Consider the following 14,626-nt stretch of genomic DNA (forward strand, 5'->3'; position numbering starts at 1 on the left):
GCTCGCCACCCGCGCCCGCGCCGGCCGCCACGGCGCCCGCCACCGGGGCCAGGCCGCCGCCGCGCTCGACGGCGTGCTGGTGGGCCCCGCGCCGGACGGCCGCGGCCTCACCGCCTTCGTGCCCGTCGCCACCGGCCGCCCGCTCGCCGTGTGCCTGTTCCACGCCCTGCACGCGGCGCGTGAGGCCGTCGACCTCCAGCGGGTCACCGGCTCCATGGACGCCTTCGCCACGGCTGTCGGCGCCGGCGTCAGCCACGAGCTCACCGAGGCCCTCGTCACCCTGGTGCGGGGCACCGAGGGCGCCCGGATCCGCGTGGACTGGGCGCCGGCGGCGGGCGTGCCCGAAGGGTGCGTGTCAGGCGCGGCACCCGTGGAGTTCTCGCCCGGCGACCTGCCCGTACTGCTCGAGGCCGGCCGCCGTTACCGCGGCGCGGAACCCTCCGTCACCGTCACGGTCACCGGAGCGGTCGTCCGGATGTACCGGTCGGGGCCCCAGGGCGACGGCATGGTGCGGCTGCGGGTGCTCGCGGGCGCCGACGTCGGACACCTCCGCGTCACACTCGGCGAGGAGGACTACCGGACCGCCGGACACGCCCACCTCATGGGACTGCCGGTGCGGATGCGCGGGCTCCTGACCGGACAGAGCGGCTTCCGCCGGCTCACCGAGGTCCGGGAGGTCGCGCCCGTCCAGGTCGACGAGGCCGAACGCGACCGGCTGCTCAAGGCGCTCCAGGAGAGCACGGACGACTTCGGCACGGCCTTCGGCCCGGCCTGCGACGACTGATTTCGCCCGCACCGGTCACGGGTCGGTACGATCGCACCCATGCGTGCGCTCCGGTATGGCGCCGCGACCACAGCCTTCAGTCAGGAGAGACCGGTGTCAGACGTCCGTGTGATCATCCAACGCGATTCCGAGCGGGAAGAACGCGTGGTGACGACGGGCACCACGGCCGCCGAGCTCTTCGCCGGCGAGCGCTCGATCATCGCCGCGCGGGTGGCCGGAGAGCTCAAGGACCTCTCGTACCAGGTCCAGGACGGCGAGACCGTCGAAGGCGTCGAGATCTCCTCCGAGGACGGGCTCAACATCCTGCGCCACTCCACCGCGCACGTGATGGCCCAGGCCGTGCAGGAGCTGTTCCCCGAGGCCAAGCTGGGCATCGGCCCGCCGGTCCGGGACGGCTTCTACTACGACTTCGACGTGGAGAAGCCCTTCACGCCCGAGGATCTCAAGGCCATCGAGAAGAAGATGCAGGAGATCCAGAAGCGCGGCCAGCGCTTCTCCCGCCGCGTGGTGACCGACGAGGCCGCCCGCGAGGAGCTCGCCGACGAGCCGTACAAGCTGGAGCTGATCGGCCTCAAGGGCTCCGCCTCGCACGACGACGGCGCGGACGTCGAGGTCGGCGCCGGCGAGCTGACGATCTACGACAACCTCGACGCCAAGACCGGCGAGCTGTGCTGGAAGGACCTCTGCCGCGGTCCCCACCTGCCCACCACCCGGAACATCCCGGCCTTCAAGCTGATGCGCAACGCCGCCGCCTACTGGCGCGGCAGCGAGAAGAACCCGATGCTCCAGCGCATCTACGGCACCGCCTGGCCCTCCAAGGACGAGCTGAAGGCGCACCTGGAGTTCCTCGCCGAGGCCGAGAAGCGCGACCACCGCAAGCTCGGCTCCGAGCTCGACCTGTTCTCCATCCCGGAGCAGATCGGCTCCGGCCTCGCCGTCTTCCATCCCAAGGGCGGCATCGTCCGACGGGTCATGGAGGACTACTCGAGGCGCCGCCACGAGGAGGAGGGGTACGAGTTCGTCTACACCCCGCACGCGACGAAGGGGAAGCTCTTCGAGACCTCGGGCCACCTGGACTGGTACGCCGACGGCATGTACCCGCCCATGCAGCTCGACGAGGGCGTGGACTACTACCTCAAGCCCATGAACTGCCCGATGCACAACCTGATCTTCGACGCGCGCGGGCGGTCCTACCGGGAACTGCCGCTGCGCCTCTTCGAGTTCGGCACCGTGTACCGGTACGAGAAGTCGGGCGTCGTGCACGGCCTGACCCGGGCCCGCGGCTTCACCCAGGACGACGCGCACATCTACTGCACCCGTGAGCAGATGTCGGAGGAGCTCGACAAGACGCTCACCTTCGTGCTGAACCTGCTGCGCGACTACGGCCTCACCGACTTCTACCTGGAGCTGTCCACCAAGGACCCGGAGAAGTTCGTCGGCAGCGACGAGGCGTGGGAGGAGGCGACCGAGACGCTGCGCCAGGTCGCCGAGAAGCAGGGCCTGCCGCTGGTCCCGGACCCGGGCGGCGCCGCCTTCTACGGTCCGAAGATCTCCGTCCAGGCCAAGGACGCCATCGGCCGCACCTGGCAGATGTCGACCATCCAGCTCGACTTCAACCTGCCGGAGCGCTTCGACCTCGAGTACACGGCCGCGGACGGCTCCAAGACCCGCCCGGTCATGATCCACCGCGCGCTGTTCGGCTCCATCGAGCGGTTCTTCGCGGTGCTCCTGGAGCACTACGCGGGTGCGTTCCCGGCGTGGCTGGCGCCGGTGCAGGCGGTGGGCATCCCCATCGGTGACGCCCACGTCGACCACCTGGAGAAGTTCGCGGACGCCGCCCGCAAGCAGGGTCTGCGCGTCGAGGTGGACTCCTCCTCCGACCGGATGCAGAAGAAGATCCGCAACGCCCAGAAGCAGAAGGTGCCCTTCATGGTCATCGCGGGCGACGAGGACATGGCGAACGGCGCGGTGTCCTTCCGCTACCGCGACGGTTCGCAGGAGAACGGCATCCCCGTCGACGAGGCCATCGCCAAGATCGCGAAGGTCGTCGAGGAGCGGGCGCAGGTCTGATTCGTACGCGCGAAGGCCCCCGGGAGCGGTCCCGGGGGCCTTTTTGCCGCCCTCCCGCGGTCACGCCATATGCTGCACGCATGACGAGTGAGCCGGAGCAGCAGTTGGGAGTGGGGACGCAGGACGCGTTCCAGCGTCTGTGGACCCCGCACCGGATGGCCTACATCCAGGGCGAGAACAAGCCGAGCGGCCCCGGCGACGGCTGCCCCTTCTGTTCCCTCCCGGCCGAGTCCGACGAGGAGGGGCTGATCCTGCGCCGCGGCCAGCTGGTGTACGCGGTGCTCAACCTGTACCCGTACACCGGCGGCCATCTGATGACGGTGCCCTACCGGCACGTGGCCGACTACACCGAGCTGACCGTCGAGGAGACGGCGGAGCTGGCCGTGTTCACCAAGCAGGCGATGACCGCGCTGCGCACCGCGTCCGGCGCCCACGGCTTCAACATCGGCATGAACCAGGGCACCGTCGCGGGTGCCGGCATCGCCGCGCATCTGCACCAGCACGTCGTCCCGCGCTGGGGCGGCGACACCAATTTCATGCCGGTCATCGGCCACACCAAGGTGCTGCCGCAGCTGCTGGCCGACACCCGCAAGATGCTCGCGGAGGCCTGGCCCACGGCCTGACCCGCGCCCGGGGCCGGGGCCCGCCCGCCCGTCGGCTACGCGTCGTACAGGTCCGCCTTGCTCGGTGTCGCGTCCTGCACCGCCGTGGACAGGGACGACGAGCGGGAGCCGAACTTGGTGGTGTCCACGCCGTTCTCCTCCAGCACCTTGATCGCCGCCGCGTGCACCACGCGCAGCACCGGCGTCGCGGCCCGCAGCGCGTCGTCCGCCATGAAGCGGTGCCGCCAGGGCTTGTCCGCCCAGGCGTGGCGCAGCCCGAACGGCTCGGGGAGCGACAGCTTGCCGCCCAGCCAGTACAGCAGCGGCGGGTAGTTGGTGAGCGGCGCGCGGGCGGCCAGCCGGACCACCTCGTCCGAGTCGACCAGCGGGAGCTTGACCTTCCGGGTCTCCCAGAACTTGATCGACTTCTGGACCTCCTTCTCCTTCGCCGCCGGTTTGGTGGTGAACAGCGAGTGCACAGGGCCCAGGGCGTGCCCGGTGACCTCGATGCGCAGGGTCTCGTGCAGCACGGTCACCGTGATCAGCATGGTGATCACCAGCTGGCCGTCCCAGAGGGTCCACTGCACGCCCAGGTAGTGCCGGTCGCCGGCGCCGAACTGCTGCTTGTTGCAGATCTCCTGCACGGCGTGCTGCTTGACCTGGTACGCCTCGACGTCCGTGCCCTCGGGCCGGGAGACCGCCGTGGCGTTCTCGCCGATGGGGGTGACGATCCAGTGGCGGATCGTCGGCTTGGGGAAGCCGCCCGTGTTCAGCGGGCCGCGCTCCAGCATGCGCAGCCGGTCGTGGACGGCCTTGATGACGTCCCAGCTGCGGAACGGGTGGATCTCCCGGTCGGGGTCGGCCGGTACGAGGTCCTCCGCGAGCTGCCAGCTGCCCCAGCGGGTGCCCATTCCGAGGATGCCCTTGGGTCCGGCGTAGAACACGGAGTTGGACTGCTGTTCGGCGCTGAGCCGGGCCAGCGACTGGCGCAGCTGCTCGGCGGCCGTTTCGCCGGGGCTGCTCGGTACGGCTTCGGGGACCTTGGCTCCGATGCTGCTGCCCGAGAGCAGGCTGTCCCATCGCGCCCGCAGGTCGCGGGCGGTGCGCTCGCAGATCTGCTTGGCCCAGAACCAGCCCACCACCGGGGCCACGACGGCCGCGCGCGCGTACCAGGCCCAGAAGCCGGTGAACGGCATGCGGAGGAGGAACAGCACGGCGAGGGCGCCGACGCCGACCAGCAGGGCGGTGGCGAGTGCGCCGGCCCGCTTGTCGTCGCGCTTGGCCATCGTGGTGCGGATCTGGAACACCAGCAGCCACACGAGGAGGCCGGGCAGGAACAGCAGGCCGCACAGGACCATCACGGCGGTCAGCCAGTTGTCGCGTTCGCGGCGGATGCGGTGCGCCGCCAGGGCGTGCTCCACGACCACCTGCGGCTGGGTGCCGAAGGACTGGATGAGCGGGGCGCGGCCGGAGCCGAGCATGCGGTCGATGATCGCGCGGGAGAACGCCTCGCCGAGGTTGGGCCGGAACAGCTTGATCCGTGGCTTGCCGACCTCCGACTTGTGCCACTCGCTGTTGGCCTTGAGTATCTCGTCGGCCTCGTTGTCCCGGTAGGCCGCCGAGGCCAGTGCGAAGGTGGGTGTCTGGCCCTCGTCGCCCGTGCGCGGTACCTGCGGACCGAAGAAATCCGCGTAACCGCTCTCAACGGTCATTCCCGCCCCCCGATCGCCGCGACTGTCGTCTTGCGGCCTTCCCGACTTCCGTGCTGCGCACACCTGTTGATCAGGTGTTCAGCGTATAGGCAGCCACGGCTGTCCGCCGGGGGTCGTTCCAAGCCGTTCTCCGGTGCGGGGGAGTCGCGCGGGGTGAAGCGGAAGCGTGACCGCGCGCAGGGGCGCCCGCCGGCGTGACCGGCGGGCGCCCGTGTGCGTCAAGTGGCCGCGTGCGCCTCCTCCTTGATCCGTTCCGCGACCTGCGGCGGCATCGGTTCGTGCCGGACGTGGCGGCGGCTGAAGCGGCCGGTGCCGTGCGACAGCGACCGCAGGTCGACGGCGTACCGGCCGATCTCGATCTCCGGCACCTCCGCCCGGATCAGCGTGCGTCCGCCGGGCGACTGTTCGGTGCCCAGTACCCGGCCGCGGCGGCCGGACAGGTCGCTCATGACGGCGCCCACGTAGTCGTCGCCGATCAGTACGGACACCTCGGCCACCGGCTCCAGCAGGTGGATCTTCGCGTCGGCGGCGGCCTCCCGCAGCGCCAGCGCGCCCGCCGTCTGGAAGGCGGCGTCCGAGGAGTCCACCGAGTGCGCCTTGCCGTCGAGCAGCGTCACGCGCACGTCGACGAGCGGATGCCCGGCCGCGACTCCCTTCAGGGCCTGGGCCCGTACGCCTTTCTCCACCGAGGGGATGAACTGCCGGGGCACGGCGCCGCCGACCACCTTGTCCACGAACTCGATGCCCGAGCCGTTCGGCAGCGGTTCCACCTCGATCTCGCAGATCGCGAACTGCCCGTGTCCGCCGGACTGTTTGACGTGCCGGCCGCGTCCGGCCGCCTTGCCGCCGAACGTCTCGCGCAGCGACACCCGGTGCGGTACGACGTCGACCTGGACGCCGTAGCGGCTGCGCAGCCGCTCCAGGGCCACGTCCGCGTGGGCCTCGCCGAGGCACCACAGCACCACCTGGTGGGTGTCCTGGTTCTGTTCCAGCCGCATCGTCGGGTCCTCGGCCACCAGCCGGGCGAGTCCCTGGGACAGCTTGTCCTCGTCGGCCTTGCTGTGCGCCTCGATGGCGAGCGGCAGGAGCGGGTCCGGCATCTCCCACGGCTCCATGACCAGCGGGTCGTCCTTGGAGGACAGGGTGTCGCCGGTCTCCGCGCGGGAGAGTTTCGCCACGCACGCCAGATCGCCGGCGATGACGTGCGACACCGGCCGCTGCACCTTGCCGAACGGTGTGGACAGCGCGCCGACCCGTTCGTCGACGTCGTGGTCCTCGTGGCCGCGGTCGGTCAGCCCGTGTCCGGAGACGTGCACGGTCTGGTCGGCGCGCAGCGTCCCGGAGAAGACCCGGACCAGCGAGAGCCGTCCCACGTAGGGGTCGGAGGACGTCTTGACGACCTCCGCGGCCAGCGGGGCGTCCGGGTCGCACGGCTTCAGCTCGCGCGGCCGGCCGTCCGGTGTGGTCACCGCCGGGGTGCCGTGCTCCAGCGGGGTGGGGAAGCCGCCGGTGATCAGGTCGAGGAGTTCCACCGTGCCGAGTCCCTGGCGGGCGCCGGGGGCGGCGGGCGCGGCGGCGAGGACGGGGAAGAAGACGCCCCGTGCGACGGCCCGTTCCGCGTCGTCGATCAGTGTCCTGACGTCGACGTCCTCACCGCCGAGGTAGCGGTCCATGAGGGTCTCGTCCTCGCTCTCGGAGATGATCCCCTCGATCAGCCGGCCGCGTGCCTCCTCGATCATCGGCACCTGGTCGCCGACCGGCTCGTTCGCCACGCGTTCGCCGCCGGAGTAGTCGAACAGCTTGCGCGTGAGCAGCCCGATCAGGCCGGTCACCGGCGCGTGGCCGTCCGGTCCCTCGGGACCGCGCAGTGGCAGGTACAGCGGCAGCACCGCGTCGGGGTCGTCCCCGCCGAAGGTCTCCGCGCAGACCCGGGTCATCTCCTCGAAGTCGGCGCGGGCCGCCTCCAGGTGTGTGACGACGATGGCGCGGGGCATGCCGACCGCGGCGCACTCGTCCCACACCATGCGGGTCGAGCCGTCCACGCCGTCCGCGGCCGAGACGACGAAGAGGGCCGCGTCCGCCGCGCGCAGACCGGCCCTGAGCTCCCCGACGAAGTCGGCGTAGCCGGGGGTGTCCAGAAGGTTGACCTTGATGCCGTTCCATTCGACCGGCACCAGGGAGAGCTGCACCGAGCGCTGCTGCCGGTGTTCGATCTCGTCGTAGTCGGAGAGGGTGCCGCCGTCCTCCACGCGGCCCGCCCGGTTCACCGCCCCCGCGGTCAGCGCGAGGGCCTCCACCAGAGTCGTCTTGCCCGATCCGGAGTGGCCGACCAGCACCACGTTCCGTACGGACGTGGGGCGGTCGGCCGCTTGTGCCCTGCCGGCGGCCCCGGGGTGTGTGTGCGCCTTGTCGCCCATGATCCTGCCTCCCGTGCACGGTGAGGTCACTGTGGGCGCGGACCCGTGGAAGCCTTCCCCGGACCCCGTCCGGGGGCATCGCCTGCGGTGCGGCTCCGGCGGCGCCCGCGGTTCTTCGAGCTTTCCACTCCCGTCACGGCGCGTCCATACGAAGGACATGATCGCCGCCGCGGCGCAGGTCGCCGGGGTGCGGCGGCGATCACGGCGGGGCCCGTGCCCGGCGGTCCGGGTGCCCCGCAGCCGTGCCCGCGCGCGGTGACTACGATGGGCCCGCCGGTGGCCAGCAGGGGCCACGCGGCCCCACCGACCGTCGGGAAGGCCATGCTGAACAAGTACGCGCGTGCATTTTTCACGCGTGTCCTCACACCGTTCGCCGCGTTTCTCATCCGGCGGGGGGTCAGCCCCGACACGGTCACGCTCATCGGCACCGCGGGTGTGGTGGCCGGCGCGCTGGTGTTCTATCCGCGCGGCGAGTTCTTCTGGGGCACGGTCGTCATCACGCTGTTCGTGTTCTCCGACCTGGTCGACGGCAACATGGCCCGTCAGCTGGGCCGTTCCAGCCGCTGGGGGGCCTTCCTGGACTCCACCCTGGACCGGGTGGCCGACGGCGCGGTCTTCGGCGGCTTCGCCCTCTGGTACGCGGGCTCGGGCGACGACAACGTGCTGTGCGCGGTGTCGATCTTCTGCCTGGCCAGCGGCCAGGTGGTGTCGTACACCAAGGCGCGCGGCGAGTCGATCGGGCTGCCGGTCGCCGTGAACGGGCTGGTGGAGCGGGCCGAGCGGCTGGTGGTCTCGCTGGTCGCGGCCGGGCTCGCGGGCCTGCACGCGTTCGGCGTGCCCGGCATCCAGTACCTGCTGCCGATCGCCCTGTGGGCCGTCGCCGTCGGCAGCCTCGTCACGCTGATCCAGCGCGTGGTCACGGTGCGCCGGGAGTCCGCGGAGGCGGAGGCCGCGGAGCAGCAGCAGGCGCTGGGGAGCGAGGCGGACCGGTGAGCGCCCGGGAGCGGCTCACCGACGGCCTGTACGGCGCGGGCTGGGGCACCGTGAAGAAGCTGCCCGAGCCGGTCGCGGTGCGCCTGGGGCGGACCATCGCCGACGCCGCATGGAAGCGGCGCGGGAAGGGCGTGCTGCGGCTGGAGAGCAACTACGCGCGCGTGGTGCCGGGCGCGAGCCCGGAGCGGCTCGCCGAGATGTCCCGCGCGGGCATGCGCTCGTACCTGCGGTACTGGATGGAGTCGTTCCGGCTGCCCGCCTGGAGTCCTGAGCGCATCGCCGACTCCCTCTCGGTGAAGGACCTGCACCATCTCACCGAGGGCATGGCGGCCGGCAAGGGCGTCGTGCTGGCGCTGCCGCACCTCGCCAACTGGGACCTCGCCGGCGCCTGGGTCACCACGAAGCTCGGCATACCGTTCACCACCGTCGCCGAGCGGCTGAAGCCGGAGACGCTGTACGACCGGTTCGTCGCCTACCGCGAGGGCCTCGGCATGGAGGTCCTGCCGCACAGCGGCGGCTCCGCCTTCGGCACGCTGGCCCGGCGGCTGCGCGACGGAGGCCTGGTCTGCCTGGTCGCCGACCGCGACCTGTCCGCCTCGGGCGTCGAGGTGAGCTTCTTCGGGCACGCCGCCCGCATGCCCGCGGGACCCGCGCTGCTGGCCCAGCACACCGGCGCGCGGCTGCTGCCCGTGACCCTCTGGTACGACGAGTCGCCCGTGATGCAGGGCCGGGTGCATCCCCCGGTCGAGGTCCCCGAGTCAGGCACGCGCGCCGAGAAGACGTCCGTGATGACACAGGCGCTGGCCGACGCCTTCGCCACGGGAATCGCCGAGCATCCGGAGGACTGGCACATGCTGCAGCGTCTGTGGACCGAGGACCTCGATCCCGCGCACGGCCCCGCGCACGCCCCCGGGCAGGACCGGGAGGGCGCGGCGTGAGGATCGGCATCGTCTGCCCGTACTCGTGGGACGTGCCGGGCGGCGTCCAGTTCCACATCCGTGACCTGGCCGAGTACTTCATCCGCCTCGGGCACGAGGTGTCCGTCCTCGCCCCCGCCGACGACGACACCCCGCTGCCCCCGTACGTCGTCTCCGCGGGCCGCGCGGTGCCGGTGCCGTACAACGGCTCGGTGGCGCGGCTGAACTTCGGGTTCCTGTCCGCCGCGCGGGTACGGCGCTGGCTGCACGACGGCTCCTTCGACGTGGTGCACATCCACGAGCCGACCTCGCCCTCGCTGGGCCTGCTGACCTGCTGGGCGGCCGAGGGGCCGATCGTCGCCACGTTCCACACGTCCAACCCGCGCTCCCGCGCGATGATCGCCGCGTACGCCATCCTCCAGGCGGCCCTGGAAAAGATCAGTGCGCGGATCGCGGTCAGCGAGTACGCCCGCCGCACCCTCGTCGAACACCTGGGCGGTGACGCGGTGGTCATCCCCAACGGCGTCGACGTCGACTTCTTCGCCAAGGCCGAGCCCAGGCCGGAGTGGCAGGGCGACACCATCGGCTTCATCGGCCGCATCGACGAGCCCCGCAAGGGCCTGCCGGTGCTGATGCGGGCGCTGCCGAAGATCCTCGCCGCCCGCCCGGAGACGCGGCTGCTGGTGGCCGGGCGCGGCGACGAGGAGGAGGCGGTCGAGTCGCTGCCGGCCGAGCTGCGTCCGCGCGTGGAGTTCCTCGGCATGATCAGCGACGAGGACAAGGCGCGGCTGCTGCGGAGCGTGGACCTGTACGTGGCGCCCAACACCGGCGGTGAGAGCTTCGGCATCATCCTCGTCGAGGCGATGTCGGCGGGCGCGCCGGTGCTGGCGTCCGACCTGGACGCGTTCGCCCAGGTCCTGGACCGGGGGGCGGCCGGCGAACTGTTCGCCAACGAGGACGCGCAGGCGCTCGCGGAGGCGGCGGTGCGGCTCCTGGGCGATCCCGTGCGCCGTGAGGAGCTGCGGGCGCGGGGCAGTGCGCATGTGCGTCGGTTCGACTGGTCGACGGTCGGTGCGGACATTCTCTCCGTCTACGAGACGGTCACCGCGGGCGCGGCGGCGGTCGCGACGGACGACCGAGCAACGGGCTTGCGGGCCCGCCTGGGCCTGGCGCGGGACTGAACCGGGACGCCCTCAGGGGCGCGGGGCACTGCGCGACCAGCCACGTGCGACCCGCACCCGGCGTACGGCGCTGTCGTGGCGGCTCCTTGCGCAGGCGGGGGTGAGTGGACGCCCTGAGGGGCGCGGGGAACTGCGCGACCAGCCACGTGCGACCCGCACCCGGCGTACGGCGCTGTCGTGGCGGCTCCTCGCGCGGGCAGCGGCGTGTGGACGCCCTCAGGGGCGCGGGGAACTGCGCGGACGGGCTCGCACCCGGGTGCGGCCCCGTGGGCCGCGAGCGGCGGAGCCGGTACTAGCCTTGCCGCCCGTGACCGCAACCCTGATCTGGATCCTCGTCGTCCTCCTCGCCGTAGGCCTGTACCTGAGCTGGACGGCCGGCCGCCTGGACCGCCTGCACGCCCGGATCGACGCCGCCCGAGCCGCGCTCGACGCGCAACTGCTGCGCCGCGCCTCCGTGGCGCAGGAACTGGCCACCTCCGGGGTGCTCGACCCCGCCGCGTCGATCGTGCTGTACGAGGCCGCGCACGCAGCCCGGCAGGCGGTGGAGGAGCAGCGGGAGGTCGCCGAGAGCGAGCTGAGCCAGGCGCTGCGGGCCGTGTTCGCCGACCCGCAGCAGGTGGACGGGGTCCGGGAGGCGCCCGGGGGAGAGGAGGCCGCCCTCGAGCTCGCCGAGGCCGTGCGCCGCGTCCCGATGGCCCGCCGCTTCCACAACGACGCCGTGCGCGCCGCCCGCGCGCTGCGCCTGCACCGCAAGGTGCGCTGGTTCCGGCTGGCCGGACACGCCCCGTTCCCGATGGCCTTCGAGATGGACGACGAGCCGCCGGCGGCGCTCATCGAGCGGGCCGCCTGACAGCGGTTTCCGGCCGCAGATCACCTCGCCCCCGGCCGAAAACGAGCCACCGGCTCCTCATTGGCCCTTGCTGTGGCCTGCTCGGGTCACGTTTCCTCAGTGCTGCAGAATCCCCCTCTTCCCCAGCGAGGTCATTCGTGTCCAGCACGCTCTCCGAAAACCAGGGTCCCGCGACCGGCACCGCGCGTGTCAAGCGCGGCATGGCCGAGCAGCTCAAGGGCGGCGTGATCATGGACGTCGTCACGCCGGAGCAGGCGAAGATCGCCGAGGACGCGGGCGCCGTCGCCGTCATGGCCCTGGAGCGCGTCCCGGCCGACATCCGCAAGGACGGCGGTGTGGCCCGCATGTCCGACCCGGACATGATCGAGGGCATCATCGACGCCGTGTCCATCCCGGTGATGGCGAAGTCCCGCATCGGCCACTTCGTCGAAGCACAGGTGCTCCAGTCGCTCGGCGTCGACTACATCGACGAGTCCGAGGTCCTCACCCCGGCCGACGAGGTCAACCACTCCGACAAGTGGGCCTTCACCACCCCCTTCGTGTGCGGCGCCACCAACCTGGGCGAGGCCCTGCGCCGCATCGCCGAGGGCGCGGCGATGATCCGCTCCAAGGGCGAGGCCGGCACCGGCAACGTCGTCGAGGCCGTCCGCCACCTGCGCCAGATCAAGAACGAGATCGCCCGCCTGCGCGGCTTCGACAACCACGAGCTGTACGCCGCCGCCAAGGAGCTGCGCGCCCCGTACGAGCTGGTCAAGGAGGTCGCCGAGCTGGGCAAGCTGCCCGTGGTGCTGTTCTCCGCCGGCGGCGTGGCCACCCCCGCCGACGCCGCGCTGATGCGCCAGCTCGGCGCCGAGGGCGTCTTCGTCGGCTCCGGCATCTTCAAGTCCGGCGACCCCGCCAAGCGCGCCGCGGCCATCGTGAAGGCGACCACCTTCTACGACGACCCGAAGATCATCGCGGACGCCTCCCGCAACCTGGGCGAGGCCATGGTCGGCATCAACTGCGACACCCTGCCCGAGGCCGAGCGCTACGCCAACCGGGGCTGGTGATGACCGCTCCCGTGATCGGAGTGCTCGCACTCCAGGGCGACGTACGGGAGCACCTGGCGGCCCTGGCCGCGGCGGACGCCGCGGCCGGGCCGGTCCGGCGCCCCGAGGAGCTCGCCGAGGTCGACGGCCTGGTGATCCCGGGCGGGGAGTCCACCACGATCTCCAAACTGGCCGTCCTCTTCGGCCTGATGGAGCCCCTGCGCGCACGCGTGCGCGCGGGCATGCCCGTCTACGGCACCTGCGCCGGCATGATCCTGCTCGCCGACAAGATCCTCGACCCGCGCTCGGGGCAGGAGACCGTCGGCGGCATCGACATGATCGTGCGCCGCAACGCCTTCGGACGGCAGAACGAGTCCTTCGAGGCCGCGGTCGAGGTCAAGGGCGTGTCCGGGGAACCCGTGGAGGGCGTCTTCATCCGCGCCCCCTGGGTGGAGTCCGTCGGCGCGTCCGCCGAGGTGCTCGCCGAGCACGACGGACACATCGTCGCGGTCCGCCAGGGCAACGCGCTGGCGACGTCCTTCCACCCGGAGCTGACCGGGGACCACCGGGTGCACCGCCTCTTCACCGACATGGTGCGGGCGGAGCGCCGGGGCGATGCCTTGTAGGATTCCTGCGTTCGTTGCAGAGATGGGTTACGCGAAGGAGACAGGCAGATGTCCGGCCACTCTAAATGGGCCACGACGAAGCACAAGAAGGCCGTGATCGACGCCAAGCGCGGCAAGCTCTTCGCGAAGCTCATCAAGAACATCGAGGTCGCGGCCCGGATGGGCGGAGCCGACCCCGAGGGCAACCCGACGCTGTACGACGCCATCCAGAAGGCGAAGAAGCAGTCGGTCCCCAACAAGAACATCGACTCGGCGGTCAAGCGCGGCGCGGGCCTGGAGGCCGGCGGCGCCGACTACGAGACGATCATGTACGAGGGCTACGGCCCCAACGGCGTCGCGGTGCTCATCGAGTGCCTCACCGACAACCGCAACCGCGCCGCCTCCGACGTCCGGGTCGCGATGACCCGCAACGGCGGCTCCATGGCCGACCCGGGCTCGGTGTCGTACCTGTTCAACCGCAAGGGCGTGGTGATCGTCCCCAAGGGCGAGCTGACCGAGGACGACGTCCTCGCCGCCGTCCTCGACGCGGGCGCCGAGGAGGTCAACGACCTCGGCGAGTCCTTCGAGGTGATCAGCGAGGCCACCGACCTGGTCGCGGTCCGCACCGCGCTCCAGGACGCCGGCATCGACTACGAGTCGGCGGACGCCAACTTCGTCCCGACCATGCAGGTCGAGCTGGACGAGGAGGGCGCCAAGAAGATCTTCAAGCTGATCGACGCGCTCGAGGACAGCGACGACGTGCAGAACGTCTTCGCCAACTTCGACGTCAGCGACGAGATCATGGAGAAGGTCGACGCCTGACGCGTGTCAGGGCGGCGGGCCGACGGGACACACACCCGTCGGCCCGCCGCTTTGTCGGTGGCACCCGATAGCCTGCACAAACAGGTGATCGAGCAAGGGGGCGACGGCGTGCGCGTACTGGGGGTGGACCCGGGACTGACCCGGTGCGGTGTCGGCGTCGTCGAAGGGGGCGCGGGGCGCCCGCTGACCATGCTGGGCGTGGGAGTCGTGCGCACGCCCGCCGACGCCGACCTCGGCCACCGCCTGGTCGCCGTCGAGCAGGGCCTGGAGCAGTGGCTCGACGAGCACCGCCCGGAGTTCGTCGCCGTGGAGCGCGTCTTCAGCCAGCACAACGTGCGCACGGTGATGGGCACCGCCCAGGCCAGCGCCGTCGCCATCCTCTGCGCCTCCCGCCGCGGCATCCCCGTCGCGCTGCACACGCCCAGCGAGGTCAAGGCCGCCGTCACCGGCTCGGGCCGCGCCGACAAGGCGCAGGTCGGCGCCATGGTGACCCGCCTGCTGCGGCTCGACGCCCCGCCCAAGCCGGCCGACGCCGCCGACGCCCTCGCGCTCGCCATCTGCCACATCTGGCGCGCCCCCGCCCAGAACCGGCTCCAGCAGGCCGTCGCCGCCCACGCGGCGCGCGCCCCGCGGACCCCGCCGGCC

At 71.8% G+C, this 14,626-nt stretch carries 12 protein-coding genes and 1 pseudogene; 11 read left to right on the forward strand and 2 right to left on the reverse strand.

Annotated features, from left to right (window positions below; translation table 11 throughout):
* From CCN29_RS11085 to CCN29_RS11095, 3 genes and pseudogenes are all read left to right on the forward strand, one after another.
* Positions 1-784: pseudogene (locus CCN29_RS11085) on the forward strand (hypothetical protein); the annotation flags it as partial.
* A 93-nt stretch (positions 785-877) separates the two neighbouring features.
* Complete coding sequence (gene thrS, locus CCN29_RS11090) at positions 878-2,854, forward strand: threonine--tRNA ligase (protein ID WP_031022786.1); 1,977 nt, start codon at positions 878-880, stop codon at positions 2,852-2,854.
* An 80-nt stretch (positions 2,855-2,934) separates the two neighbouring features.
* Positions 2,935-3,477, forward strand: coding sequence for an HIT family protein (locus tag CCN29_RS11095; protein WP_086681286.1), 543 nt, complete (start codon positions 2,935-2,937; stop codon positions 3,475-3,477).
* Between the two features lie 35 nt (positions 3,478-3,512).
* Here the strand turns inward: CCN29_RS11095 and CCN29_RS11100 are convergent, their stop codons facing one another.
* Together CCN29_RS11100 and CCN29_RS11105 are read right to left on the reverse strand one after the other, a co-directional pair.
* The gene (locus CCN29_RS11100; RefSeq protein WP_006136207.1) at positions 3,513-5,168 is read right to left on the reverse strand and encodes an AbeC-like domain-containing protein; all 1,656 of its coding nucleotides are present in this window, start codon (positions 5,166-5,168) and stop codon (positions 3,513-3,515) included.
* A 218-nt stretch (positions 5,169-5,386) separates the two neighbouring features.
* Positions 5,387-7,585, reverse strand: a complete 2,199-nt coding sequence (locus CCN29_RS11105) for an elongation factor G-like protein EF-G2 (protein WP_086681289.1) — start codon at positions 7,583-7,585, stop codon at positions 5,387-5,389.
* A 264-nt stretch (positions 7,586-7,849) separates the two neighbouring features.
* On the opposite strand from CCN29_RS11105, the gene pgsA reads away from it, so the two are divergent.
* The 8 genes from pgsA to ruvC form a co-directional block, all read left to right on the forward strand.
* Positions 7,850-8,578 carry a phosphatidylinositol phosphate synthase gene (gene pgsA, locus CCN29_RS11110; RefSeq protein WP_078592388.1) on the forward strand — a complete coding sequence of 243 codons (729 nt, stop codon included), beginning with the start codon at positions 7,850-7,852 and terminating at the stop codon, positions 8,576-8,578.
* Entirely contained in the window at positions 8,575-9,516 is a 942-nt protein-coding gene (locus tag CCN29_RS11115) for a phosphatidylinositol mannoside acyltransferase (RefSeq protein ID WP_031022791.1), read from the forward strand. The genes pgsA and CCN29_RS11115 overlap by 4 nt, the downstream gene beginning before the upstream one ends.
* Positions 9,513-10,676, forward strand: coding sequence for a glycosyltransferase family 4 protein (locus CCN29_RS11120; RefSeq protein ID WP_031022793.1), 1,164 nt, complete (start codon positions 9,513-9,515; stop codon positions 10,674-10,676). The genes CCN29_RS11115 and CCN29_RS11120 overlap by 4 nt, the downstream gene beginning before the upstream one ends.
* A 307-nt stretch (positions 10,677-10,983) precedes the next feature.
* Positions 10,984-11,526, forward strand: coding sequence for a LemA family protein (locus CCN29_RS11125; RefSeq protein ID WP_006136200.1), 543 nt, complete (start codon positions 10,984-10,986; stop codon positions 11,524-11,526).
* 137 nt (positions 11,527-11,663) lie between these two features.
* On the forward strand, positions 11,664-12,575 hold the full coding sequence (gene pdxS, locus CCN29_RS11130; protein WP_006136199.1) for a pyridoxal 5'-phosphate synthase lyase subunit PdxS: 912 nt from the start codon (positions 11,664-11,666) through the stop codon (positions 12,573-12,575).
* A complete protein-coding gene (gene pdxT / locus CCN29_RS11135; RefSeq protein ID WP_006136198.1) occupies positions 12,575-13,180 on the forward strand; it encodes a pyridoxal 5'-phosphate synthase glutaminase subunit PdxT in 606 nt (201 codons plus the stop codon). Before pdxS ends, pdxT begins: the two co-directional genes overlap by 1 nt.
* 48 nt (positions 13,181-13,228) lie before the next feature.
* Entirely contained in the window at positions 13,229-13,981 is a 753-nt protein-coding gene (locus CCN29_RS11140; RefSeq protein WP_031022794.1) for a YebC/PmpR family DNA-binding transcriptional regulator, read from the forward strand.
* A 108-nt stretch (positions 13,982-14,089) separates the two neighbouring features.
* The coding region (gene ruvC, locus CCN29_RS11145) for a crossover junction endodeoxyribonuclease RuvC (RefSeq protein ID WP_086681290.1) at positions 14,090-14,626 on the forward strand (537 nt) is incomplete at its 3' end.

It is taken from the genome of Streptomyces pseudogriseolus (assembly GCA_002154585.1).
In the GTDB taxonomy this organism is placed as follows: Bacteria; Actinomycetota; Actinomycetes; order Streptomycetales; family Streptomycetaceae; genus Streptomyces; species Streptomyces pseudogriseolus.

What these genes read in the sequence shown, in the direction of transcription:
- CCN29_RS11095 (WP_086681286.1), top strand. Translation starts at nt 2,935, where the DNA reads ATGACGAGTGAGCCGGAGCAGCAGTTGGGAGTGGGGACGCAGGACGCG.
- CCN29_RS11100 (WP_006136207.1), bottom strand. Translation starts at nt 5,168, where the DNA reads ATGACCGTTGAGAGCGGTTACGCGGATTTCTTCGGTCCGCAGGTACCG.
- CCN29_RS11105 (WP_086681289.1), bottom strand. Translation starts at nt 7,585, where the DNA reads ATGGGCGACAAGGCGCACACACACCCCGGGGCCGCCGGCAGGGCACAA.
- pgsA (WP_078592388.1), top strand. Translation starts at nt 7,850, where the DNA reads ATGGGCCCGCCGGTGGCCAGCAGGGGCCACGCGGCCCCACCGACCGTC.
- pdxT (WP_006136198.1), top strand. Translation starts at nt 12,575, where the DNA reads ATGACCGCTCCCGTGATCGGAGTGCTCGCACTCCAGGGCGACGTACGG.
- CCN29_RS11140 (WP_031022794.1), top strand. Translation starts at nt 13,229, where the DNA reads ATGTCCGGCCACTCTAAATGGGCCACGACGAAGCACAAGAAGGCCGTG.